The 23,190-nt window shown below is 68.2% G+C and carries 20 protein-coding genes and 1 tRNA gene; 18 read left to right on the forward strand and 3 right to left on the reverse strand.

The window, feature by feature from the left end:
* Positions 1 to 72: 72 nt before the first annotated feature.
* The 3 genes from J2848_RS31350 (at position 73) to J2848_RS31360 (ending at position 4,127) form a co-directional block, all read left to right on the forward strand.
* The gene (locus J2848_RS31350; RefSeq protein WP_149234352.1) at positions 73 to 2,874 is read left to right on the forward strand and encodes an EAL domain-containing protein; all 2,802 of its coding nucleotides are present in this window, start codon (positions 73 to 75) and stop codon (positions 2,872 to 2,874) included.
* Between the two features lie 102 nt (positions 2,875 to 2,976).
* The gene (locus J2848_RS31355; protein ID WP_149234351.1) at positions 2,977 to 3,312 is read left to right on the forward strand and encodes a hypothetical protein; all 336 of its coding nucleotides are present in this window, start codon (positions 2,977 to 2,979) and stop codon (positions 3,310 to 3,312) included.
* Positions 3,309 to 4,127, forward strand: coding sequence for a formate/nitrite transporter family protein (locus J2848_RS31360; protein ID WP_149234350.1), 819 nt, complete (start codon positions 3,309 to 3,311; stop codon positions 4,125 to 4,127). The genes J2848_RS31355 and J2848_RS31360 overlap by 4 nt, the downstream gene beginning before the upstream one ends.
* A gap of 15 nt (positions 4,128 to 4,142) precedes the next feature.
* On the opposite strand, the gene J2848_RS31365 is transcribed toward J2848_RS31360, so the two are convergent.
* Positions 4,143 to 5,048: a LysR family transcriptional regulator gene (locus J2848_RS31365; RefSeq protein WP_149234349.1), complete on the reverse strand. Its 906-nt coding sequence runs from the start codon at positions 5,046 to 5,048 to the stop codon at positions 4,143 to 4,145.
* Between the two features lie 151 nt (positions 5,049 to 5,199).
* Between J2848_RS31365 and J2848_RS31370 the strand changes: the two genes are divergently transcribed.
* Positions 5,200 to 5,559, forward strand: coding sequence for a ribbon-helix-helix domain-containing protein (locus tag J2848_RS31370; protein ID WP_170307220.1), 360 nt, complete (start codon positions 5,200 to 5,202; stop codon positions 5,557 to 5,559).
* A gap of 126 nt (positions 5,560 to 5,685) precedes the next feature.
* Here the strand turns inward: J2848_RS31370 and J2848_RS31375 are convergent.
* Positions 5,686 to 5,762: transfer RNA gene (locus J2848_RS31375), tRNA-Arg, on the reverse strand.
* Positions 5,763 to 6,037: 275 nt separating this feature from the next.
* Between J2848_RS31375 and J2848_RS31380 the strand changes: the two genes are divergently transcribed.
* From J2848_RS31380 to J2848_RS31415, 8 genes are all read left to right on the forward strand, one after another.
* Positions 6,038 to 7,075 carry a LacI family DNA-binding transcriptional regulator gene (locus tag J2848_RS31380; protein WP_246194281.1) on the forward strand — a complete coding sequence of 346 codons (1,038 nt, stop codon included), beginning with the start codon at positions 6,038 to 6,040 and terminating at the stop codon, positions 7,073 to 7,075.
* 29 nt (positions 7,076 to 7,104) lie between these two features.
* The gene (locus tag J2848_RS31385) at positions 7,105 to 8,136 is read left to right on the forward strand and encodes an ABC transporter substrate-binding protein (protein ID WP_149234347.1); all 1,032 of its coding nucleotides are present in this window, start codon (positions 7,105 to 7,107) and stop codon (positions 8,134 to 8,136) included.
* Positions 8,133 to 9,020, forward strand: coding sequence for an ABC transporter permease (locus J2848_RS31390; RefSeq protein ID WP_246194279.1), 888 nt, complete (start codon positions 8,133 to 8,135; stop codon positions 9,018 to 9,020). The genes J2848_RS31385 and J2848_RS31390 overlap by 4 nt, the downstream gene beginning before the upstream one ends.
* Positions 9,021 to 9,025: 5 nt before the next feature.
* Entirely contained in the window at positions 9,026 to 9,829 is an 804-nt protein-coding gene (locus J2848_RS31395; RefSeq protein WP_149234346.1) for an ABC transporter permease, read from the forward strand.
* 11 nt (positions 9,830 to 9,840) lie between these two features.
* Positions 9,841 to 10,905 (forward strand): ABC transporter ATP-binding protein, encoded by a 1,065-nt coding sequence (locus J2848_RS31400; protein ID WP_342787983.1) that lies wholly within the window; start codon positions 9,841 to 9,843, stop codon positions 10,903 to 10,905.
* Between the two features lie 42 nt (positions 10,906 to 10,947).
* A complete protein-coding gene (locus J2848_RS31405) occupies positions 10,948 to 11,766 on the forward strand; it encodes a phosphodiesterase (RefSeq protein ID WP_149234345.1) in 819 nt (272 codons plus the stop codon).
* Positions 11,767 to 11,847: 81 nt separating this feature from the next.
* Positions 11,848 to 12,849 carry an ABC transporter substrate-binding protein gene (locus J2848_RS31410; RefSeq protein ID WP_149234344.1) on the forward strand — a complete coding sequence of 334 codons (1,002 nt, stop codon included), beginning with the start codon at positions 11,848 to 11,850 and terminating at the stop codon, positions 12,847 to 12,849.
* Positions 12,850 to 13,061: 212 nt separating this feature from the next.
* Positions 13,062 to 14,705 (forward strand): ABC transporter permease, encoded by a 1,644-nt coding sequence (locus J2848_RS31415; RefSeq protein WP_246194278.1) that lies wholly within the window; start codon positions 13,062 to 13,064, stop codon positions 14,703 to 14,705.
* An 18-nt stretch (positions 14,706 to 14,723) separates the two neighbouring features.
* Here the strand turns inward: J2848_RS31415 and J2848_RS31420 are convergent, their stop codons facing one another.
* On the reverse strand, positions 14,724 to 15,740 hold the full coding sequence (locus J2848_RS31420) for an oxidoreductase (RefSeq protein WP_149234342.1): 1,017 nt from the start codon (positions 15,738 to 15,740) through the stop codon (positions 14,724 to 14,726).
* 352 nt (positions 15,741 to 16,092) lie between these two features.
* Here J2848_RS31420 and J2848_RS31425 point away from each other — a divergent pair, with 352 nt between their 5' ends.
* The 6 genes from J2848_RS31425 (at position 16,093) to J2848_RS31450 (ending at position 23,168) form a co-directional block, all read left to right on the forward strand.
* The gene (locus J2848_RS31425; RefSeq protein WP_246194276.1) at positions 16,093 to 17,052 is read left to right on the forward strand and encodes a carbohydrate ABC transporter permease; all 960 of its coding nucleotides are present in this window, start codon (positions 16,093 to 16,095) and stop codon (positions 17,050 to 17,052) included.
* Positions 17,045 to 17,935: a carbohydrate ABC transporter permease gene (locus J2848_RS31430; protein WP_149234341.1), complete on the forward strand. Its 891-nt coding sequence runs from the start codon at positions 17,045 to 17,047 to the stop codon at positions 17,933 to 17,935. The genes J2848_RS31425 and J2848_RS31430 overlap by 8 nt, the downstream gene beginning before the upstream one ends.
* A gap of 7 nt (positions 17,936 to 17,942) precedes the next feature.
* Positions 17,943 to 19,052, forward strand: coding sequence for an ABC transporter ATP-binding protein (locus tag J2848_RS31435; RefSeq protein WP_149234340.1), 1,110 nt, complete (start codon positions 17,943 to 17,945; stop codon positions 19,050 to 19,052).
* Positions 19,053 to 19,345: 293 nt separating this feature from the next.
* Positions 19,346 to 19,876 carry a 2Fe-2S iron-sulfur cluster-binding protein gene (locus J2848_RS31440; RefSeq protein ID WP_149234339.1) on the forward strand — a complete coding sequence of 177 codons (531 nt, stop codon included), beginning with the start codon at positions 19,346 to 19,348 and terminating at the stop codon, positions 19,874 to 19,876.
* Positions 19,873 to 20,862, forward strand: a complete 990-nt coding sequence (locus J2848_RS31445; RefSeq protein WP_149234338.1) for an FAD binding domain-containing protein — start codon at positions 19,873 to 19,875, stop codon at positions 20,860 to 20,862. The genes J2848_RS31440 and J2848_RS31445 overlap by 4 nt, the downstream gene beginning before the upstream one ends.
* Entirely contained in the window at positions 20,859 to 23,168 is a 2,310-nt protein-coding gene (locus J2848_RS31450) for a xanthine dehydrogenase family protein molybdopterin-binding subunit (protein ID WP_149234337.1), read from the forward strand. Before J2848_RS31445 ends, J2848_RS31450 begins: the two co-directional genes overlap by 4 nt.
* Positions 23,169 to 23,190 lie beyond the last annotated feature (22 nt).

Raw genomic sequence — 23,190 nt, forward strand, 5'->3', positions numbered from 1 at the left:
TTGGGCGATACGAGAATAATCGTATGATCCGGCTTTCCCGCCGGTCATCGCTATCCTTATCGATCCGGGACAATGCATCAGACCCTGACCGCTGAGTTCGACTGGCTCCCGGACCACAAGCTCCCGCAGACGAATGCGCTGTACGACGCGCTTCCGGTGGGGATCGCATTTCTGGACCGCCAGCTCCGCTGCCTGCGGCTGAACCGGCGCATGGGGGCATTGGCGGGAATTCCTCCCACCGCCGCAGCGGGGTTGCCGTTCACCGATGTCTGGCCCGGCGCGGAGGATGCGCTGCTCGCCGCGGCCCCGTCGGCACTGGCCGGCACGGTGGTGGAGGACATCCTCCTCGCCGGATCGGACCGTCTGCTGGTCGCCACCCTGCATCCGCACTGCGGCGAGGATGGCACGGCTCTTCTCTGCGTCGTGGAGGACCGGACCGAGCTTCGGCAATGCAAGGCCGAAGTCCACCGGGTCAAGGAACTGCATCGCCACACGCTGGAACTGAGCGACCTGTATCCCTGGTGCAGCACCCCAGACGGCACGCCGCGCACCACCCGGCGCTGGCGTGAGCGCACCGGCCTGGACGCGGCTGAAACCGCGACCGCGCCGGACTGGATCGCAGCGCTCCATCCCGACGACCGCGCGCCGTTCGAGGCCGCCTGGACTCATAGCCTGCTCAACGGTGCCGAGCTGGAGATCGACCTGCGCCTGCGCGTCGCCGGGAGCGGCGGGAGCGGCGAGACCCACCGCTGGTTCCGCCGCCGCTCCTCGCCCCAGCGGGACGAGGATGGACGCATCGTCCAGTGGTACGGCACCGACGAGGACATTCACGAACGCCGCCTTGCGGAAGACGCCCTGCGCGAGAGCGAGGGGTTCGCCCGCCAGATTCTGGACAACAGTCCGGAATGCGTGAAGGTGCTGGACATGGAGGGCCGGCTGACCTTCATGAACATCCCCGGCCTGCACCTGATGGAACTGGACAGTTTCGACTGCGTGGAGAACCAGCTTTGGGAAAGCTTCTGGCCGGAAGAGCGGATAACACAGCTGCGTGAGACGATCGGGATTGCCAGGCGGGGCGGCACCGGCCGCTTCCTGGGATTCTGCCCGACGGCAAAGGGCACGCCGAAATGGTGGGACAATCTGGTCTGCCCGCTCCCCGGCGCCGATGGACGCCCACAGCGGCTGCTCGCAATCTCCCGCGACGTCACCGACATCCAGCTCGCCCGGCAGGCGCTGGAGGAAACCACCGCCCTGCTGTCGGGCGTGCTGGAAAGCACCACCGACAGCGTGGTGTTCGTCGACCGCGACTGGCGCATCACCTATCGCAACCCGGCCGCCGCCGCCGTTCACGAGGGCCGCGGCATCCGGCTGGGCGACGATTTCTTCGACGTGTTTCCGCAGCAGACAGAAAGCCGCAGCCGGTTCCGCAAGGCGATGACGGACCAGACGCCGGCCGTCTTCGAGGAGTTCGTGACGGCGCTGGATCAGTGGACGGAAATCCACGCCTTCCCCACCGCGCAGGGATTGTCCGTCTTCTTCCGCAACGTCACCGAACGCCGGCGGCTGGAGGAGGAACGGCGCATCGCCCAGGACAAGATCGCCCGGCTGGCCCGGCTGGATTCGCTGACCGGCCTGCCCAACCGGCTGTATTTCCACGAAAGGCTGGAGCAGGCGTTGCGTGACGCGACCGGCGACTGCGCCATGGCGGTCCATTACATCGACCTCGACCAGTTCAAGGCCGTCAACGATACGCTGGGGCACCATGCGGGCGACGCGCTGCTGCGGCAAGTGGCCGACCGGCTGCGCGGCTGCATCGGTACGGCCGATCTGGTTTCCCGCTTCGGCGGCGACGAGTTCGCCATCCTGCAAACCAATCTGTGGGGACCGGCGGAGGCGGAGGATCTGGCCCGCTGCATCACCTCGGCCCTGGCGGAGCCGTTCGACATCGACGGCGCCCGGATCCAGACCGGCACCAGCGTCGGCATCGCCCTGTTCCGCCGCGACGGCGACGAGGCCGACGCCCTGATGAAGGCCGCCGACATCGCGCTCTACCGCGCCAAGGCGGACGGCCGCAACACCCACCGCTTCTTCGCGCCCGAAATGGCGGAGCGGCTGAAGGCCTTCCACGACCTGAAGCTCGGCCTGCACGAGGCCCTGCGCCGGGGCGAGTTCGAGCTGCATTACCAGCCGCTGGTCTGCACCGGCGATACGCGCATCCGCGGGTTCGAGGCGCTGATCCGCTGGCGCCGCCCCGGCCGCGGCCTGATCGGTCCGGGCGACTTCATTCCGGTGGCGGAGGAGACCGGCCTGATCGGCCCGATCGGCGACTGGGCCCTGCGAGAGGCCTGCCGCGAGGCGACGCGCTGGCCCGACGACATCAGGGTCAGCGTCAATGTGTCCTCCGTCCAGTTCCGCAACAAGGGGCTGGTGGAGTCGGTGCGCCAGACGCTGGCCGACACCGGACTGGCACCCGGTCGGCTGGAGCTGGAGATCACCGAGTCCGTCCTGTTGCAGGACGACGACGCCAATCTCGACACCCTGCGCGAGCTGCGGGCGCTCGGTACCCGGATCGTCATGGACGATTTCGGCACCGGCTATTCGGCGCTGGGCTATCTCTGCCGCTTCCGCTTCGACAAGGTGAAGATCGACCGCAGCTTCGTCGCCCACCTGCCGCGCTGCGACGGCTCCACCGCCGTGGTGCAGGCGGTGGCCGGGATGGGCCGCAACCTGGGCATCGTCATCACCGCCGAAGGGGTGGAGGACCACACCCAGCTTGACGCCGTCCGCCGGCTGGGCTGCCACGAGGCGCAGGGCTATCTCTTCTCCCGTCCGGTCCCGGCGGCGGAGGTGCCGGCGCTGATCGCCGGCGGATAATCTCGGCGGGCAGGGGAAAGCCCGAGAGACGCAACGCCTTCCGGCGACGGCTGTTCTGGTATGGGAACGCTTCCTGCCAGGACACCGACCCGGAGGACACCCATGGCAAAGACCACCACCGACCACGACGAGATCCGCCGCTGGGCCGAAAGCCACGGCGGCAGGCCCGCCGTCGTCCGCAGCACCCACGACGAGGCGCATGGCAGCGGCAGGAAAAGCCGCAAGACCGGCGTCGGCCTGCTGCGCCTGATGTTCCCCAAGGCGCGCCAGTCCGACCATGGCGAACTGGAGGAGATCGAGTGGACCGAGTTCTTCCAGCAGTTCGAGGAGTCGAAGCTGGCACTCCTCTATGAGGAGGACTCCAACTTCAACAAGCTGATCGGCCGCGACACGGCGGAAAAGCGGGAGCATGGCGACCACAAGGCGGCCCGCCATTGACGGATGCCGGCGACAGCCACCTGAACCAGGACGAGCGGGACGAGGTCAGGGAACGCTCCAATCCGCCGGCCCTGATCCTGCACGAGGCCATCCGGCTGGAGGGACAGGAGGAGCTGAAGCGATCCACCTCCTCCCTGCTGTGGTCCGGTCTGGCGGCCGGGCTGTCGATGGGCTTTTCCATGGTGGGCGAGGCGCTGCTGACCACCCATCTGCCGGACGAGCCCTGGCGGCCGCTGATCGCCAGCTTCGGCTATTGTTTCGGCTTCCTGATCGTCATCCTGGGCCGTCAGCAGCTGTTCACCGAGAACACGCTGACGGTGATCCTGCCGCTGCTGCACCGCTGGTCGGGACATGGGTTGATGCTGGTGGTGCGGCTGTGGGCTCTGGTCTTCGCCGCCAACATCGTCGGCACCCTGCTGTTCTCCGCCTTCGCCATCGGGACGGAGGCCTTCTCCCCATCCCTGCGCGCCGCCTTCGTCGAGCTGGGCACCACCGCCGCGCGGTCGGATTTCATGGCGACGACCCTGCATGGGGTGCTGGCCGGCTGGCTGATCGCATTGCTGGTGTGGATCACGCCATCGGTCGGACAGGCGCGCTTCTTCGTCATCGTCGCGCTGACCTGGCTGATCGCGCTGGGCAAATTCGCCCATGTCGTCGCCGGGTCGGTGGAGGTGTCCTTCGCCGCCATGTCCGGCGAGATCGGCTGGAACCGCTACGCCTTCGGCTTCCTGCTGCCGTCGCTGATCGGCAACGTGCTGGGCGGCGTCGGGCTGGTGGCGCTGATCAACCACGCCCAGGTGCGGGAGGACCGCTGAGGGTGATCGGAAGCTTCAGTTGAACCAGGGCGAGTTGAAAAAGGCAGTCCCGATCACGTCCCAGGCCCGCTTTACGGTCGGAAGCTTGAGGGATTCGGGCGTGGCCGTTGCCCACAGCTCGACGCCGATCCGGTCACCGATCGGCAGGACTGAGACCAGTTCGTCGATCTCCTCTGAAAAGTCCGGCAACAGCGCAATTCCGCGGCCGGTGAGGACTGCACGATGGAGGGCCGAACTGGTGCTGACATTGACCAGCGGCCCCGTCGGGCTGCTGTGCGCGATGTCCGCCCATTGGACGAAGGACGGGTGGCTGGAATAGATCAGGTGGTTGAGGAGTGGCGCCTTCCCCAATTCCTTGAAATTGCCCGGGGCGCTGTTCTTGGTAAGGTAACTTTTCGCCACGACAGGCAGGAACCGCATAATTCCCAGCTTCCGCGCCTTGTATTCGCCCTGGCGGTGGATGTCGCTGCCGGGGTGAACGAGGATGATCTCGATGTCCGCGCGTGATTCCATGGGCAGGATGCTGACCTGCGGCAAGGCGTCCTGCGGGAACCGGATCGGTGTGGACGTGTCGGCGAACCCGGCGAGTTGCGGCGTCAGCAGGTACGACCCGATCCCCTCCGGCGCCGAGATGGTGACGGGCTTCGCATGTCGGTTGGCGATGGTCTCCAGCAGGAGGTCGAAATTGGTAACGGCCACCACCGCGGCGTCGGCCGCGTCAAGGAGCTGCAGGCCGGCATCCGTAAAAACCGTACCGGTCGACCGCTTCACGAAGAGAGGGACGCCGGCTTTGCGCTCCAATGCTGCCATTCGTCGACTGACGGTGGCGGCGTCGACGCCGAGAACCGCGGCGGCGTTGTAGGTCGATCCGCCTTCGGACAAGGCCAGCAGCATGCGCAGCGTGGTCAGGTCCGTCGCCATCGGTTCCTCCCCATTATCCAGACAGGTCTTGGTGCTGCATCCCCGCAGCACGGTGCCGCTACCGGTGAGGGTACCACGGTATGTCCAGACGTCATACTACAGTATCGAACAGAAGAGCTGAATTTGCGATTAGAGGCATCGGAATATGGGCTTGTATGACCCGATCCTGAAGAACATCGTGGTCAATGGTCATCGTACGTCCATGAACATGGAGCGTGTGTACTGGGAGATACTCGATGAAATTTGCAGCCGGGAAAATTTAACCCGCGGCGAGCTCCTGACGCTGATTTACAGGCGCAACTCTACTCATTCGAACCCAGAGGCAACGCTTACATCCGCCGTACGCGTATTTATTCTATCTTATCAGAGAGTTGCGACCACCGAGTCCGGGCACCTTCTGGCAAGGCACGGGAATGGCGCGCCGATGCTCGGCACCCCTCTGGAGCTTGCCGAAGATCGCAATATTCCGTCGAAACACAAATCCCAGGAAGTGTCTGCTCCACCGCAGTGAACTGACGCTTCGATGTCCTCCAGAAAGCCCGTCACCACGCGTAGCGGACTCAGACCTGCACTGGACCAAAACGCAGGCCAAAGCGAAAAGGGCCTAACCGCTGTTACGGCTAAGCCCTTGAATTCATGGCGGACCCGACGAGATTCGAACTCATGACCTCTGCCTTCGGAGGGCAGCGCTCTATCCAGCTGAGCTACGGGTCCATCGCTGGTGGAGGCGCAACATAGCCCAAGGCATTCGGGGACGCAAACACAAAAATCGCTGTTTTCCCGACCGCTTGCCTCCCCCTCCCCCGCTCTCGTGACCGCTGCCTTCAGAGGGCAGCGCTCAAGCTCCGCAAGCCGGATGGAAACGTTTCCATTCTTCACGAAACCGTTTTCACGCCGTCACGCGATTGCAACAGGACGGCGCCACTCTGTCCCCGCACCGGATCGGACGGTGCCGGAACGGGGACGATGGGCTTCAGATGGATGGCGGGATGACGGAGCGGAGGGCGATGGACCGCGTGGCGACGATCCGCGACGTGGCGGCGCGGGCGGGGGTGTCCATCGCCACCGTGTCGCGCGTCCTCAATGGCAGCGGCAACGCCACGCCGGAAACGATGGAAAAGGTCCGCGCCGCCGCTTCCGACCTGTCCTTCCGGCCCAGCACTATCGGACGCAACCTGAAGGCGGCGCGCACCCGCACCGTCGGCGTGCTGGTGCCGTCGCTGACCAATCCCGTCTTCGCCGAAAGCGTCGCCGGCATCCAGGAGGCGGCGGACGAGGCCGGCTACAGCGTGCTGATCGCCTCCACCGACTATGACCCGGCCAGGGAATCGCGCGCCATCGAAGGACTGCTGTCCAACCGGGTCGAAGGGCTGGTGCTGACCGTCGCCGATGCCGACCGCAGCGGCTCGCTCGACACGCTGGACGAGGTGCGGCTGCCCTATGTGCTGGCCTACAACCAGCCGGAGCGGGCGCCGCGCGCCCATGTGTCGGTCGACAATGTCGCCGCTTCCCGCGCGGTGGTGGAGCGGATGGTGGCACTGGGCCACCGGCGCATCGGCATGATCGCCGGGCGCTTCCGCCAGTCCGACCGCTCGCGCCGGCGCCATGCCGGCTGGCTCGCCGCGCTGGATGACGCCGGGCTGCCGCCGGGACCGGTGGTGGAGGTCGATTTCAACGAGTTGCGGCTATCCCACCTGCTGGCTCCCCATCTGGAGGGGGCGGAGCGGCCGACCGCCTTCTTCGCCTCCAACGACATGCTGGCGCTCGCCACCATCCGGGCGCTGCGCGACCTCGGCCTGTCGGTACCGGACGACGTGTCGGTCTGCGGCTTCGACGGGATCGAGGTCGGACGGCTGATGACGCCCAGCCTCGCCACCCTGGTGCAGCCGGCCCGCGCCATGGGCGCCACCGCCTTCGAATGCCTGCGCACCGGCTTTTCCGACGACCTGCAAGGCCGCGCCGTGATGCTGCCCTTCACCCTGCGTCCAGGCGAATCGCTCGGGCCGGCACCGTCAAAATCCTCTTAAGCGCTTCCCGAACGGAGACACACACCATCATGTTCAAGCCGTTCCTGCCCTGCCCGTTTCTACTGGGCGCCGCCGCTCTGGCCGCCGTCCTCACCGCGACGGTTATGCCCGCCTCGGCGGCGGAGCCAACCGCGATCTGCTACAACTGCCCGCCGGAATGGGCGGACTGGGCGTCGCAACTGAAGGCGATCAAGGCCGACCTCGGCATCGCCGTGCCGTTCGACAACAAGAACTCCGGCCAAGCGATGGCCGCCATGCTGGCGGAAAAGGACAAGCCGGTCGCCGACGTCGTCTATCTCGGCGGGCCGGTCGGCATCCAGGCCAAGGCGGCCGGCGTCGTCACCCCCTACAAGCCGGCGGGCTGGGCCGAAATCCCCGACGGGATGAAGGACACCGACGGCAACTGGTTCGCCATCCACAGCGGCACGCTGGGCTTCTTCGTCAACACCGAGGCGCTGGGCGGCAAGCCGGTGCCGCAGAGCTGGGCCGACCTGCTGAAGCCCGACTATTCCGGCATGGTCGGCTATCTCGACCCGACCAGCGCCGCCGTCGGCTATGTCGGCGCGGTGGCGGTCAATCTGGCGCTGGGCGGCGATTACGGCAGCTTCGACAAGGCCATCGGCTGGTTCAGGGATTTGCAGAAGAACCAGCCCATCGTGCCGAAGCAGACCTCCTACGCCCGTGTGCTGTCGGGCGAGATTCCGATCCTGATCGACTATGATTTCAACGCCTACCGCGCCAAATACACCGACAAGGCACCGGTCGCCTTCGTCATCCCCAAGGAAGGCACGGTGTCGGTCCCCTATGTGATGGCGCTGGTCAAGAATGGCCCGAACCCCGGGAACGGGAAGAAGGTGCTGGACTATGTGCTGTCCGACAAGGGCCAGACCCTGTGGGCCAACGCCTTCATGCGCCCGGTGCGGGCGGAAGCGATGTCGCCGGCGACCGCGGCGAAGTTCCTGCCGGCCGCCGACTATGCCCGTGCCAAGCCGGTGGACATGGTCCGCATGGCCGAGGCGCAGAAGGGCTTCATGGACCGCTACCAGACGGAGGTGAAATGAGCGCCTGCGTGCAGGACGCCCCCCTCCCCCACCGGCCGGCGGCGCGTCCGCCGGCCGGGCCGGGGTGGACGGGCGAACCCCTGCGGCTGGCGGCCCTGCTGGCGCCGGCGGCGGCGGTGTTCGCGGCCTTCTTCCTGCTGCCGCTGGTCCGCCTGATCCTGATCGGCGCCGGCGGGGCGGAGGGGTGGAGCACCTATCTCACCACGCTGGCCGATCCCGGCCATCTCGACAGCCTGATCTCCACGCTGGCGCTGTCGGCCGGGGTGACCCTCGTGACGCTGGCGGTGTCGACCGTCGCCGGGCTGTTCCTGGTGCGCAACCGCTTTCCCGGCCATGCCCTGCTGGTGGCGCTGCTGACCTTTCCGCTGGCCTTTCCCGGTGTGGTTATCGGCTTCATGGTCATCATGCTGGCCGGGCGCCAGGGGCTGATCGGCACCATCACCCAGGCGCTGGGGGCGGGAAAGCTGGTCTTCGCCTATTCCATGGCCGGTCTGTTCCTCGGTTACGTCTATTTTTCCATCCCGCGCGTCATCCTGACGGTGATGGCGGCGGCGGAGAAGCTGGACCCGCGGCTGGAGGAAGCAGCGCGCTCGCTGGGCGCATCCTCCTGGCGGGTGGTGGCCGACGTGATCCTGCCGGCGCTGAAACCGGCGCTGATCTCGGCCGGCGCGCTGTGTTTCGCCACGTCCATGGGCGCGTTCGGCACCGCCTTCACGCTCGCCACCCGGATCAACGTGCTGCCGATGACGATCTATACCGAATTCACGCTCCAGGCGAACATCGCCGCGGCGGCGGCGCTCAGCGTCCTGCTCGGCCTCATCACCTGGGCGGCGCTGGCGGTGGCGCGCAGCGTCGCCGGCACCTCCGTCGCGGCGGCGGGGTGAAGACGATGCGTGACCTTTCGCACCGCCGGGGCTGGGGGTTCTGGCTGCAACTGGGCTTCACCCTGCTGGTCTGCGCCCTGCTGACCGTGCCGATGGCGATGTCGATGCTGGCCGGGCTGACCGCCAACTATTTCGTCGGCCTGAAGAGCGGCCTGACCCTGCGCTGGGTGGAGGAGGTGTGGCGGGTCTATTCCGGCACCATCCTGCTGTCCCTGCAGATCGCCTTCGCCTGTCTGGCATGCACGCTGGTGCTGGGCGTTCCGGCGGCCTATGCGCTGGCCCGGCGCCCCGGCCGGATCGCCCGGCTGGTGGAGGAGCTGTTGACGATGCCGGTCGCCATCCCCGGCCTCGCCACCGCGCTGGCGCTGATCGTCACCTATGGCGGCGTCGGCGATCTGCGCAGAAGCTGGCTGTTCATCCTGATCGGCCATGTGCTGTTCACCCTGCCCTTCATGGTGCGCGCCGTGCTGGCGGTGATGGGTTCCATCGACCTGACCACGCTGGAGGAGGGGGCGGCCAGCCTGGGCGCCGGCTTCCTGCGCCGCTTCGCCACGGTGGTGCTGCCCAACTGCCGCTCCGGCATCCTGGCCGGGTCGCTGATGGTGCTGACCCTGTCGGTCGGCGAGTTCAACCTGACCTGGCTGCTGCACACGCCGCTGACCAAGACCCTGCCGGTCGGGCTGGCCGACAGCTACGCCTCGCTGCGGATCGAGATCGGCAGCGCCTACACCCTCGTCTTCTTCCTGATGATTGTGCCGAGCCTGATCCTGATGCAGGGTCTGTCCAGGCGCGGCCGTCCGTCCGTTTGAGAGTCCCCCACATGCCAGACAGCGTGATGCCAAACAGCTTCCACCTCGACGCCGTGCCGATCCGTCTGGAGCGTTGCGGCAAGACCTTCGCCGGCGGCGCCCGCGCTCTGGAGCCGCTGGACCTGACCATCCGCGGCGGCGAGACTATCGTCTTCCTGGGGCCCTCCGGCTGCGGCAAGACCACCACGCTGCGCATCATCGCCGGGCTGGAAAGCCCCGACCCCGGCGGCCGGGTGCTGTTCGGCGAGGAGGACGTCACCGCCCTGCCGATCGAGCGGCGCAATGTCGGCATGGTGTTCCAGAGCTACGCCCTGTTCCCCAACATGACGGTGGCCGAGAACGTCGCCTATGGCCTGAAGGTGCGCAAGCTGCCCCGGGTCGACCGCGCCCGCCGGGTGGAGGAGTTGCTGGACCTGATGCATCTGGGCGAGTTCGCCGGGCGGCGGATCGACCAGCTGTCGGGCGGACAGCGGCAGCGGGTGGCGCTGGCCCGCGCGCTGGTGGTGCGGCCGCGCGTGCTGCTGCTGGACGAGCCGCTGACGGCGCTGGACGCCAAGCTGCGCGACAGCCTGCGGCTGGAGATCGACCGGCTGCTGCGCAGTCTCGGCATCACCGCCGTCTACGTCACCCACGACCAGGGCGAGGCGATGGCGCTGGGCGACCGCATCGTGGTGATGGCCAAGGGCCGGGTGGCGCAGGTGGGGACGCCGAGGGAGATCTATTACCAGCCTGCGGACGCCTTCGTCGCCGATTTCATCGGCACGATGAACCGGCTGGGCGGCACGGTGCGCGGCGGGATGCTGTCGCTCGGGACCGCCCTGCTGCCCTGGTCCGGGCCGGACGGTGCGGCGGAGTTGCTGGTCCGGCCGGAGGATCTGGCGCTGGCCGGCGAGGCTGACGGGCATCTCGACGGCACCGTCGCCGCCGCGGTGTTCCTGGGCGACCGCACACGGCTGGTGGTGGAACCGGCGGACGGCCCGGCGCTGACGGTGGATGCCGCCGGGCGCAGCGAGCTGGGCCGCGGCGACCGGGTGTGGCTGCGGGTCGATCCGGCGCGGGTGCTGGCGGTTCCGTAACCCTCTCCGATCGCCCCCCTGAATTCGCAAACGAGTCCATCCATGATCATCGTCCAGATCACCGACACCCACATCAAGCCGCCCGGCCGCCTCGCCTACCGGCGCGTCGATACCGCCCCCTTCCTGGAGCGCGCCGTCGCCGCCGTCCTGGCGCTGACACCCCGTCCGGACGTCATCCTCGCCACCGGCGACCTCGTCGATGCCGGCCATGCCGAGGAGTACGAACGTCTGCTCGGCCTGCTGCGGCCGCTCGACATCCCGCTCTTCGCGGTGCCGGGCAACCATGACGAGCGTGCCGGCCTCGCCCGCGCCTTTCCCGATCTGGCCGCCCGCGTCGGCGACAGCTCCTTCTTCCACTACACGGTGGAGGACTGGCCGGTACGCCTGATCGCCATGGACACCGTCCTGCCGGGTTCCGGCGCAGGCGAGGTCTGCGCCGAGCGGCTCGGCTGGCTCGACGCGCGGCTGGCCGAGCAACCGGAGCGGCCGACCATCGTCTTCCAGCACCACCCGCCCTTCGCCACCGGCATCGGCCACATGGACCGGCTGGGGCTGAGCGGCGCCGACGCCATGGCCGACGTGGTCCGCCGCCATCCGCAGGTGGAACGGGTGCTGTGCGGCCATCTGCACCGGCCGATCCAGGTGCGCTGGGCCGGCACCATCGCCTCGACCGCCCCCTCCACCGCGCATCAGGTGGCGCTCGACCTGCGCGACGACGCGCCGTCGGCCTTCGTGATGGAGCCGCCCGGCTATCAGATCCACATGTGGCGCGCCGACACCGGCGTGGTCAGCCACACCGCGGTGATCGGCGACTATGACGGTCCCTATCCCTTCTTCATGGATGGAAAGCTGATCGACTAGCTGGGCCTTTCCGTCCATTGTCACGCGCCTGTCATGGGCATCGCGTAAGACAAGGCTCCCGATCCAACGGAGACGACAGAGATGAAGGCGTTCCTCGCCACCTTCGCCACGGTCCTGACGCTGGCGCTCGGTCATGCCGCCATTTCCCAGGCGGCGCTGGCCGACGGTGCCACCGGCAAGCTGGTGCTCTACACCTCGCAGCTGGAGCCGGATGCCCGTCAGACGGTGGAGGCCTTCAAGGCGAAGAATCCCGGCGTCGAGGTGGAGTGGATCCGCAACGGCACCACCGAGCTGATGAACAAGCTGCGCGCCGAGTTCACCGCCGGGGCGCCACAGCCGGACCTGCTGCTGATCGCCGACGCGGTGACGATGGAATCGCTGAAGGCGGAAAAGCGGCTGCAACCCTATGCCGGCGCTCCGGTGGCCGGCTACCGCCCCGGCACCCACGATGCGCAAGGCTACTGGTTCGGCACCAAGCTGATCACCACCGGCATCGTCTACAACACCGCTGCCCCGATGAAGCCGGCCTCCTGGCAGGATCTGCTGAAGCCGGAGGCCAAGGGCAGCACGGTGATGCCGAGCCCGCTCTATTCCGGCGCCGCCGCCATCCATATGGCGTCGATCAAGGCGCAGCCGGCGCTGGGCATGGCCTATTACGAGGCGTTGCAGCGCAATGGCGTCACCGCCGCCAAGGGCAATGGCGGCATCCTGAAGGACGTAGCCGGCGGTGCGAAGCTCTACGGCATGGTCGTCGACTACCTGCCGATCCGCGAGCATCTGAAGGGCGCCCCCGTCGCCTTCGTCTTCCCCAAGGAGGGTGTCAGCGCGGTCAGCGAGCCGGTGGCGATCCTCAGCACCGCCAAGAATCCGGCGGCGGCGAAGGCCTTCATCGACTTCCTGCTGAGCCGCGAGGGGCAGGAACTGGCCTCAGCCCAGGGTTTCCTGCCGGCGCTGCCGGGGGTGAACCCGCCGCCGGGCTTCCCCGACCCGACCGGCATCACGCTGCTGCCCTACGACCCGGCCAAGGCGCTGGCCGAGGACGACGCCAACAAGCGCGCCTTCGCCGACCTGTTCGGCGGGTGAGGGTGTGGCTATGAAAACGGGTGCTCCCCTCTCCCCCCTGGGGAGAGGGTTAGGGTGAGGGGGACGCGTTGCGAGGATCTACAAGAATCGCGTATCCCGATCCGTCTGTGAAAATCCACGCAATGCATCCCCCTCACCCCGACCCTCTCCCCGGGGGGGAGAGGGAGATCGCCCCGGGTGGGCAGAGGGCGAGAAAAAGCGCTTTCCACATTTTGCCCGGCTGGCCGCTGCTCGTCGGGCTGATCGTCCTTCTGCCCGTGCTGCGCCTGTTGTGGGAGGCCGGCGACGCCGCGGTGCTGACCCGCGTGCTCGATTCTCCCGTGACATGGCGGGCCACCACCAACAGCATCGCCATCGCCGCGGGCGCCACATTGGCCGCAGCACTGATCGGCGGGCCGTTCGCCCTGCTGATCGGGCTGACGAACTTGCGCGCCCGCACTGCGACGACCTTCGCCCTGATCCTGCCGCTGATGATCCCGCCGCAGATCGTGGCGATGGCCTGGACCCATCTCGCCGGGTCGGGCAGCCCGATCCTGAAGCCGCTCGGCCTCGCTCCGCCGGTCGGCACGGCGAACCCGGTGCAGTCCTCCGCGGGAATGATCCTGGTGATGGGGATCGAGCATGCGCCGCTGGTCTTCCTCGCCCTGCGGGCCGCACTGCGGGCGATTCCCGGCGACGTGCTGGAAGCGGCGCGGGCGTCGGGGGCCGGACCGTGGCGGGCGGTGCGCGGCGTGGTGCTGCCGCTCTGCCTGCCGGGGCTGATCGCCGGGTTGGCCATGGCCTTCGTCGCGGCTCTGGGAAATTTCGGGGTGCCGGCGCTGCTCGGCGTGCCGGCCGGCATTCCGATGCTGCCGACGCTGATCTACCGGCGGCTGGCCGGCTTCGGACCGTCCGCCCTGCCGGAAGTGGCGGTGCTGGCGGCGCTGATCGGCCTCGTCGCCTGTTTGGGCATCGCCCTCCAGACCATCCTGCAGGCGCGCATCGCCAGCCGCCTGCCCGGCGGCGCCCGGCCGCTGGCGCCGGTGCCGCTCGGGCGCGCCCGCATGACCGTGGAACTGCTTGCCTGGGGTGTGCTGGCACTGCTGGTCGCAGCGCCGCTGACCGCGCTGCTGGCGACCAGCCTCGTCAGCGTCTATGGCCTGCCGATCGGCTTCGGCACGCTGACGCTGGCCCATTACCGCGAGGTGCTGGCGCTCGATCAGGTCGGACGGGCCTTTGCCAATTCGCTGCTGCTGTCGGGATCGGCGGCGGCGCTGCTCGCCCTGCTGGCGGTGCCGCTGGCCCATGCCATGGCGCTGGGCGGCGGAACCGGGCGGATCGCACGGGCGGTCGGCGTGCTGGTGGAACTGCCGCATGCCGTGCCGGGGGTGGTGCTGGGCATCGGCTGCATCCTGCTGTTCCTGAAGCCGCTGCCGGGGCTGGGCGTCAGCCTCTACGGCACGCTGTGGATCATCCTGGCGGCCTATCTGGTCCGCTTCCTGCCGCTGGCCCTGCGGCCGGTGCAGGCGGCCTGCGCGGCGCTCGATCCGGCCGTGGAGGAGGCAGCGCGCGCGCTGGGGGCCGGACCGCTGCGGCGACTGGTGACGGTGGTGGCGCCGCTGGTCGCCCCGGCGGCGGCGGCCGGCGGGCTGCTGGTCTTCCTGACCGCCTTCAACGAACTGACCGTCTCCATCCTGCTGTGGTCGCAGGGGCGCGAGACGCTGGGCGTCGTCGTCTATGCGCTGGAGGAGGGCGGCAGCCCGACGCTGGGCGCCGCCCTTGGCGTCATCGCCATCCTGGTGGTATTGGCCGCGATGGTCGCCGCCGGAGCGCTGGGCCGCCGCCTGCCACTGGGCGTGGTGCCCTGGAAAAATTGAGGGGACGGGGGTGAGACATCAGGCCGGCAGGCCCGCCGCCTTGCGCACCGCTTCCAGCACGCTCAGCACGTCGCGCGCCTGCTCGGCGGTCACCGGCAGCGGAGCGCCGTCGAGGATGGCCGCCGCCACGCCGCGGTAGAAGGCGGGATAGTCGCCGGGGATGGTCTCCACCCGGCGTTCCGTGCCGTCGGCCTTGACCAGCAGGGCATGGTTCTCCGGCTCGTCGACACCCCAGCCGGCTTCGGTCGGCAGGCCGCCGGCACGCAGGGCCGCCTCCTGCCCGTCCATGCCGTACTTGAGGAAGCTGCCGCCGTCGCCATGCAGCTGGAAGCGCGGACCCGGTCGGCAGACCACCGTTCCGCAATGCAGGATCGCCCGCATCGGCCCATAGCCGAGCACGATGTGGAACCAGTCGTCGACCTGCGCGTCCGGCCGCTGGGCGCCGACGTCGGCGAGGACGCGGTCGGGCATGCCGAACAGGGTCAGCGCCTGATCGATCAGGTGGGCGCCCAGGTCGAACAGCACGCCAGAGCCGGCCAGCGTCTGCTCGCGCCAGCCCTGCTTGATCTGCGGGCGGAAACGGTCGTAATGCGCCTCGTAATGATAGGGGCGGCCGATCTCGCCCGCCTCCAGGCAGGCGCGCAGGGTCAGGAAGTCGTTGTCCCAGCGCCGGTTGTGGAAGACGGACAGCAGCCGGCCCTGCCGCTTGGCCAGCTCGATCAGCTCGTCGGCCTCCGCCGCGCTGGTCGCCACCGGCTTGTCGATCACCACATGCTTGCCGGCCAGCAGAGCCGCGCGGGCCAGCGGGGCATGGCTGGTGTTGGGGGTGGCGATCACCACGAGGTCGATGGCGGGATCGGCGATCACCGCCTCGGCCGTCGTCGCCTCGGCCCCCGGCACGCTGCGGCGGATGTCGTCGATGCGCGAACTGGCGACCGCCGTCAGGCGCAGGCGCGGTTCGCTCCGGATCAGCGGCGCGTGGAACACCGACCCGGCAAGGCCGAAGCCCAGCAGACCGACCGACAGGCTCTTCATCGTCTTGGGTCCTCTTCCCGAAAATCTTGCCCCGCGGGCATATCGCTCAACAGACCATGGCGTCCACCCGGCCCCGGCGCAACAGCGACCGCATCGGCATAGCATCGTCCTGGCCGGTCGGGCGGCCCTCTGTGTAACGGTTGCGTAACAACGCTGGCGCCGGGAAAGCGCCGCGTTACCAAATTGTCCGCCCGGCACATCATCGGCGGCGTACAGTGACCGCCAAGCGAACGACCGCCGGACGAGCGACCTTGCCGCGGCGGTCCAACAGCAACGCGTCACGGGAGGGAACCGACATGCGCGACCTGCATCCGTGTGCGAAGCCGGCCCAAAGCCCGCCGAGTATCGCACCATGACCTTGCAGACCCCATCCTACCGGCCGGCAGCCGGGGAAGAGGCCGCCCCCAGCAGCGCCACCCCACACAAGATCGGCGGGCTGCGTGCGCTGGCTCAGCGGCATCTGTCGAAGCTGGTGGTCGCCCCGTCCTTCGCGGCGATCCTGCTGTTCGTCTACGGCTTCATCGTCTGGACGGTCTATATCAGCTTCACCAATTCCAGGATGCTGCCGTCTTACGAGTTGGTCGGCGCCGACGCCTTCGCCAAGCTGTGGCGGATCGAGCGCTGGTACGTCGCCATCGAGAATCTGCTGATCTTCGGCGGTCTGTTCATCGGCATCAGCCTGATCGTCGGCATCCTGCTGGCGGTGCTGCTCGACCAGCGCATCCGCGGCGAAGGGGCGTTGCGCACCATCTATCTCTACCCGATGGCGCTCAGCTTCATCGTCACCGGCACCGCCTGGAAATGGATCCTCAATCCCGGCATCGGCATCCAGCAGTTCGTCCGCGACCTGGGCTTTCCCGGCTTCACCTTCGACTGGATCGTCCAGCAGGACACCGCCGTCTACACGCTGGTGATCGCCGCGGTCTGGCAAAGCTCCGGCTTCGTGATGGCGCTGTTCCTGGCGGCACTGCGCGGCGTCGATCAGGAGATCATCAAGGCCGCCTATCTCGACGGCGCCAGCCTGCCGCGCATCTATTGGGGCATCGTCCTGCCGTCGATCCGGCCGGTGTTCATGAGCGCCTTCGTCATCCTCGCCCACCTCGCGGTCAAGAGCTACGACCTCGTGGTGGCGCTGACCGGCGGCGGTCCCGGCTATGCGTCCGACCTGCCGGCGACCTTCATGTACGAGATGACCTTCCGCCGCAACCAGATCGCCATCGGCTCGGCCAGCGCGCTGATGATGCTGGCGACCGTGGTGGCGATCATCGTGCCCTACCTCTATTCCGAACTGAAGGGAGGCAAGCGTGTCTAGCCTGACCTCCGCCCTGCCGCCGGCGCAGGGCACCGGCGCCCGCATCGCCCGCTGGGGCCTGTACCTGATCCTCCTGCTGTTCGCGGCCTATTACCTGCTACCGCTGCTGCTGATGATCACCACCTCCTTCAAGAGCCCGGAGGAGATCCGCACCGGATCGCTGCTGTCGCTGCCGCGCGATTTCAGCCTGGATGCCTGGACCTATGCCTGGAACCGCGCCTGCATCGGCGCCGACTGCCGCGGCATGGCGCCCTATTTCCTGAATTCCCTGGTCATCGTCGGGCCGGCGGTCGTCATCTCCACCTTCTTCGGGGCGCTGAACGGCTATGCCCTGACCAAGTGGCGGTTCCGCGGCGCCAACGTCGTCTTCGGCATGATCCTGTTCGGCAGCTTCCTGCCGTCGCAGGTGATCCTGCTGCCCATGGCGCAGACGCTGGGCTTCCTTGGGCTGGCCGGCAGTGCCGGCGGGCTGATCCTGGTCCATGTGGTGTACGGCCTCGCCTTCACCACCCTGTTCTTCCGCAATTACTACGTCAGCATCCCCGACGATCTGGTGAAGGCTGCGACCATCGACGGCGCCGGCTTCTTCCAGATCTTCACCAGGATCATGCTGCCGCTGTCGCTGCCGATCCTGGTGGTGACGATCATCTGGCAGTTCACCCAGATCTGGAACGACTTCCTGTTCGGGGCGTCCTTCGCGGCGGGCGGCGCCCAGCCGGTGACGGTCGCGCTGAACAACCTCGTCAACACCACCACCGGCGTGAAGCAGTACAACGTCGACATGGCGGCGGCGATGATCGCCGGCCTGCCCACCCTCGTCGTCTATGTGCTCGCCGGCAAATACTTCATCCGCGGTCTGACCGCCGGCTCCGTCAAGGGGTGATCTTCCGATGGCGACTCTCAGCATCAACAACGTCCGCAAGCAGTATGGCAGCGTCGAGGTCCTGAAGGGCATCGACCTGGACCTGACGGACGGCGAATTCCTCGTCCTGCTCGGGCCCTCCGGCTGCGGGAAATCCACCCTGCTCAACATGATCGCCGGCCTGGAGACGATCAGCGCCGGCGAGATCCGCATCGACCAGCGCGTGGTCAACGAGGTCCATCCCAAGGACCGCGACATCGCCATGGTGTTCCAGTCCTACGCGCTCTACCCCAACATGACGGTGGCGCGGAACATCGGCTTCTCGCTGGAGATGCGCGGGCAGGCCAAGGCGGAGCGCGAGGGCGCCATCCGCCGCGTTGCCCGGCTGCTGCAGATCGAGCATCTGCTCGACCGCAAGCCGGCGCAGCTGTCGGGCGGCCAGCGCCAGCGCGTCGCCATGGGCCGCGCCCTGGTCCGCGACCCCAAAGTGTTCCTGTTCGACGAGCCGCTGTCCAACCTGGACGCCAAGCTGCGCGTCGACATGCGCACCGAGATCAAGAAGCTGCACCAGCGGCTCGGCACCACCGTGGTCTACGTCACCCACGACCAGATCGAGGCGATGACGCTGGCCAGCCGCATCGCCATCATGAAGGAGGGCGTCGTCCAGCAGTTCGCCCCGCCGCAGGAGGTCTACGAACGCCCGGCCAACATGTATGTGGCGAGCTTCATCGGCTCCCCCACCATGAACTTCGTCCGCGGCACGCTGTCGGCCGAAGGCGACCGGCTGGGCATCAGCGTCGGGCGCGAGCGCAGCGGCTTCCTGCCGCTGTTCCAGGCGCCGGAGCAGGCCGGCAACTGGCTGGGCCAGGAGGTGATCCTGGGCATCCGTCCGGAGGCAATCACCTGCCACGACCCGGCGATCGCCGCCGGTAATCCGGCACTGGTGAAGGTGGCCTGCGGCGTCAATGTGCTGGAGCCGACCGGCGCCGACACCATCACCTATGTCGAGCTGAACGGCCACGAGGTGGTCGCCCGCATCAAGCCAAGCGACCGGGTGGCGGAGGGCGAGACCGCCGACTTCATGATCGACATGGCGCGGGCGAACCTGTTCGACCCGAAGACCGAACAGCGGATCTGAGCGTCCGGAGCCCCGGCGATAATCCCCTCTCCCCCCCGGGGAGAGGGTTAGGGTGAGGGGGTTGCGTTGGGAGGATCTTTAAGAACCGCGCACTCCCCGCTCTCCAAATAATCCACGCTATGCATCCCCCTCACCCCGACCCTCTCCCCGGGGGGGAGAGGGGGATTTTTTCCGACCCAGCGTGATTTCCAGCGTCGCTGACGGTTAACAGGCCGGCTCAATCCGCCCGCAAGGCGGGGGCCGGCCGTGGTCTGCCGTCGGGCAGGACCCGTTCCGACATGGGGAATGCGCTGATGAACTTCACCATCAATGGGCAAAGCGTCGAGGTCGAGGCGGACATCCGCAGCTCGCTGCTCGACCTCCTCCGCAACAGTTTGGGATTTACCGGGACCAAGAAAGGCTGCGACCAGGGCGCCTGCGGCGCCTGCACCGTTCTGGTCGACGGCGAACGCATCAATTCCTGTCTGGCGCTGGCGGTCCAGTACCAGGGCCGCAGCATCACCACCGTCGAAGGGCTCGGCATCGACGGCGCCCTGCATCCGTTGCAGCAGGCCTTCGTCGAGCATGACGGCTTCCAATGCGGCTATTGCACGCCCGGCCAGCTCTGTTCCGCCGTCGGCATGGCGGGCGAGATCGAACGCAACATCCCGAGCGTGGTCACCGCCGACCTTGCGGCGGACAGCGTCGCCATCGACGAGAGGGAACTGCGCGAACGCATGAGCGGCAATCTCTGCCGCTGCGGCGCCTACAACGGCATCATCGAGGCCATCTCGGAAACGCTGGTCAAGACGCCGGCCTCATCCCAGGAGAGGGTACGGGCATGAACCCCTTCACCTATGAACGGGCCTCGGACGCGCCGGCCGCCATCGGACTGGCCAAGGGCAACGCCGTGGCGCGCTATCTCGGTGGCGGCACCAATCTGGTCGATCTGATGCGCGAGACCGTCGAGCGGCCGGAGATGCTGGTCGACGTCACCGGGTTGCCGGACGGGATCGAGCCCCGCGCCGACGGCGGCCTGCTGATCGGGGCAGCGGCGACCAACACCGCGCTCGCCGCCGACAGCCATGTGCGCACCCACTACCCGCTCCTCGCCCGCGCGATCCTCGCCGGGGCCAGCGCCCAGATCCGCAACATGGCGACGGTCGGCGGCAACATCCTGCAACGCACCCGCTGCCGCTATTTCTACGACACGGCGGCGGCCTGCAACAAACGCCAGCCGGGGACCGGCTGCGACGCGCGCGACGGCTTCAACCGCTACCACGCCATCCTTGGCGCCTCGCCGGCCTGCATCGCCACGCACCCGTCGGACATGTGCGTGGCGCTGGCCGCGCTGGACGCGACGGTGCATCTGGACGGCCCGGACGGTCCGCGCAGCATCGCGCTTGCCGACCTGCACCGCTTGCCGGGCGACCGGCCGGACATCGAGACGGAGCTGAAACCGGGCGAGCTGATCACCGCAGTCGAAATCCCGCCCCTGCCCTTCGCCCGCCGCTCGACCTACCGCAAGGTGCGCGACCGCGCGAGCTACGCCTTCGCGCTGGTGTCGGTCGCCGCCGCCCTCGATCTCGACAACGACGGCACGGTGCGCGACTTGCGGCTGGCGCTCGGCGGCGTCGCCCACAAGCCGTGGCGGGCTTCGGCGGCCGAAGCCGCGCTGAAGGGCCGGCCGGCCACTCCGGAGAGCTTCCGCGCCGCCGCCGAAGCGGAACTCGCCGCCGCGACCGGGCTCCGCGACAACGCCTTCAAGATCGAGCTGGCGAAACGGACGATCGTCGCCGTCCTCGGCAACCTGACAGGAGATGACGCATGAGCGCGCAATCCGACGCCGCCGCGCCCCAACCAGCCCTGCCCGGCCGCTGGCAGCCGGCGGTCACGCAGGATCCGATGCTGCGCAAGCATGGCGCCCAGGGATACGGTTCACTGGGCCAGCCGGTCTCGCGCATCGACGGGCCGTTGAAGGTCCAGGGCAAGGCGCGTTTCGCCGCCGAATTTCCCTATGAGGGCCTCTGCTATGCGGCGCTCGCCTTCAGCACCATCGCGCGCGGGCGGATCACGGCGCTCGACACCGCGGCGGCCGAAGCGGCTCCCGGCGTCGTGCTGGTGATGACCCACCGCAACGCACCGCGGATGAAGGCGCCGTCGCTGATGATGTCGTCGCCGACCGCCGCCGGGGCAAGCGACCTGCCGGTCATGCAGAATGACGAGATCCATTGGAACGGCCAGCCCATCGCCGTCGTCCTCGCCGAGACACAGGAACAGGCCGATCATGCCGCCTCGCTGGTCACCGCCGACTATGCGCCTCTGCCGGCCGTGACCTCGTTCGACGAGGCCAGGAAGACGCCCCGCCAATTGGACAATCTCCTGGGCCAGCCGCCGGTCGTCGAGATCGGCGACGCCGAAGCCGCCCTGAAAGGCGCGGCGGTCCAGGTGGACCAGATCTACCGGACGCCGCGGCACAACCACAACGCCATCGAGCTGCATGCGGCGACCGTCGCCTGGACCGGCGAAGAGTTGAGGGTGCATGACGCCAGCCAGCTTCTCGACCTGACCGCCGGACAGCTGGCCGACATCTTCGGGCTGGAGGCGGACAAGGTCCGCGTCTCCTCCCCCTATGTCGGTGGCGGCTTCGGCGGCAAATGCCTGTGGGATCACCAGATCCTGGCCTGCGCCGCCGCGAAACTCGCTGGCCGGCCGGTGCGCATCATGCTGTCGCGCGAGGGGGTGTTCCGCGTGGTCGGCGGCCGGACACTGACGGAACAACGAGTGGCGCTCGGCGCCAGTGCCGACGGCAGGCTCGACGCGCTGATCCACACCGGCATCGTGGCGATGACCTCCCACAACTCCTGCCCCGAACAATTCACCTTCCCGGCCCGCCATCTCTATGCCGCCAAGACCATCCGGCTGGCCCAGGAAGTCGCCGACATGGACATGCTGGCGAACACCTTCATGCGGGCGCCGGGCGAGTCCGTCGGCACCTTCGCGCTGGAATGCGCGATCGACGAGCTGGCGGAAAAGCTCGGCCTCGATCCCATCGAGCTGCGCCGGCGCATCGAGCCGGACAAGGATCCGACCAGCGGCAAGCCCTTCTCCGCCCGCCACCTGATAGACGCCTATGACAAGGGCGCGGAACGGTTCGGCTGGAACCACCGCAGCCCGACGCCGCGCCAGCGGCGGGGCGGCGAGTGGCTGATCGGCATGGGCTGCGCGACGGCGACCTATCCCTACCACCGCTTCCCCGGCGGTGCGGCGCGGATCAGGCTGACGGCCGGCGGTCAGGTCACCGTCTCGACGGCGGTGCATGACATGGGCATGGGTACGGCGACGGCGCAGGCCCAGCACATCGCCGCCCGACTCGGCGTTCCCCTTACCCAAGTCACCTTCGAGTATGGCGACACCAGCCTGCCGCGCGGGGTGATCGCCGGCGGCTCGACGCAGACCGCCTCCATCGGTGGCGCCGTCATCGCCGCGACGGAGGTCTTCGTCGAGGAGTTGCTGAAGCTCGCCGGCAACGACTCACCGCTGGCCGGCCTGTCGCTGGCCGAGGTCGAGACGCGGGACGGCGGCATCGGCCACTGCGACGATGCCGCACGCTTCGAAAGCTACGAATCGATCCTCCGCCGGTCGGGACGCGACGAGCTGGTCTGCGAGGCCGAAGCCCCGCCGCCGGCGGAGATGGAAGCCTTCTCCATGCACTCCTACGGCGCGCAGTTCTGCGAGGTCCGGGTGAGCGAGGTCACCGGAGAAGTCCGCGTCTCGCGCTTCCTCGGCTCCTTCGACGCAGGCCGCATCCTGAACGCCAAGACGGCGACCAGCCAGTTCAAGGGCGGCATCATCATGGGGATCGGTCTGGCGCTGACCGAGGAGACCAACTTCGATCCGCGCACCGGCCGCATCGTCAACGCCTCGCTGGCCGAGTATCACGTGCCGGTGCAGATGGACGTTCCCGCCATCGAGATCCTCTACACCGACATCCCCGACCCGCAGGCGCCGATGGGCGCCCGCGGCATCGGCGAGATCGGCATCACCGGCGTGGGTGCCGCCGTCGCCAACGCCGTCTACAACGCCACCGGCAAGCGCATCCGCGATCTGCCGATCACGCTCGACAAGCTGATGTGACGGTCCTCAGGGTTCGATCTGC

Origin of the sequence: Azospirillum lipoferum, assembly GCF_024170005.1 — a bacterium.
In the GTDB taxonomy this organism is placed as follows: domain Bacteria; phylum Pseudomonadota; class Alphaproteobacteria; order Azospirillales; family Azospirillaceae; genus Azospirillum; species Azospirillum lipoferum.

What these genes read in the sequence shown, in the direction of transcription:
- J2848_RS31350 (WP_149234352.1), top strand. Translation starts at nt 73, where the DNA reads ATGCATCAGACCCTGACCGCTGAGTTCGACTGGCTCCCGGACCACAAG.
- J2848_RS31355 (WP_149234351.1), top strand. Translation starts at nt 2,977, where the DNA reads ATGGCAAAGACCACCACCGACCACGACGAGATCCGCCGCTGGGCCGAA.
- J2848_RS31365 (WP_149234349.1), bottom strand. Translation starts at nt 5,048, where the DNA reads ATGGCGACGGACCTGACCACGCTGCGCATGCTGCTGGCCTTGTCCGAA.
- J2848_RS31380 (WP_246194281.1), top strand. Translation starts at nt 6,038, where the DNA reads ATGACGGAGCGGAGGGCGATGGACCGCGTGGCGACGATCCGCGACGTG.
- J2848_RS31385 (WP_149234347.1), top strand. Translation starts at nt 7,105, where the DNA reads ATGTTCAAGCCGTTCCTGCCCTGCCCGTTTCTACTGGGCGCCGCCGCT.
- J2848_RS31390 (WP_246194279.1), top strand. Translation starts at nt 8,133, where the DNA reads ATGAGCGCCTGCGTGCAGGACGCCCCCCTCCCCCACCGGCCGGCGGCG.
- J2848_RS31395 (WP_149234346.1), top strand. Translation starts at nt 9,026, where the DNA reads ATGCGTGACCTTTCGCACCGCCGGGGCTGGGGGTTCTGGCTGCAACTG.
- J2848_RS31400 (WP_342787983.1), top strand. Translation starts at nt 9,841, where the DNA reads ATGCCAGACAGCGTGATGCCAAACAGCTTCCACCTCGACGCCGTGCCG.
- J2848_RS31405 (WP_149234345.1), top strand. Translation starts at nt 10,948, where the DNA reads ATGATCATCGTCCAGATCACCGACACCCACATCAAGCCGCCCGGCCGC.
- J2848_RS31410 (WP_149234344.1), top strand. Translation starts at nt 11,848, where the DNA reads ATGAAGGCGTTCCTCGCCACCTTCGCCACGGTCCTGACGCTGGCGCTC.
- J2848_RS31420 (WP_149234342.1), bottom strand. Translation starts at nt 15,740, where the DNA reads ATGAAGAGCCTGTCGGTCGGTCTGCTGGGCTTCGGCCTTGCCGGGTCG.
- J2848_RS31425 (WP_246194276.1), top strand. Translation starts at nt 16,093, where the DNA reads ATGACCTTGCAGACCCCATCCTACCGGCCGGCAGCCGGGGAAGAGGCC.
- J2848_RS31435 (WP_149234340.1), top strand. Translation starts at nt 17,943, where the DNA reads ATGGCGACTCTCAGCATCAACAACGTCCGCAAGCAGTATGGCAGCGTC.
- J2848_RS31440 (WP_149234339.1), top strand. Translation starts at nt 19,346, where the DNA reads ATGAACTTCACCATCAATGGGCAAAGCGTCGAGGTCGAGGCGGACATC.
- J2848_RS31445 (WP_149234338.1), top strand. Translation starts at nt 19,873, where the DNA reads ATGAACCCCTTCACCTATGAACGGGCCTCGGACGCGCCGGCCGCCATC.
- J2848_RS31450 (WP_149234337.1), top strand. Translation starts at nt 20,859, where the DNA reads ATGAGCGCGCAATCCGACGCCGCCGCGCCCCAACCAGCCCTGCCCGGC.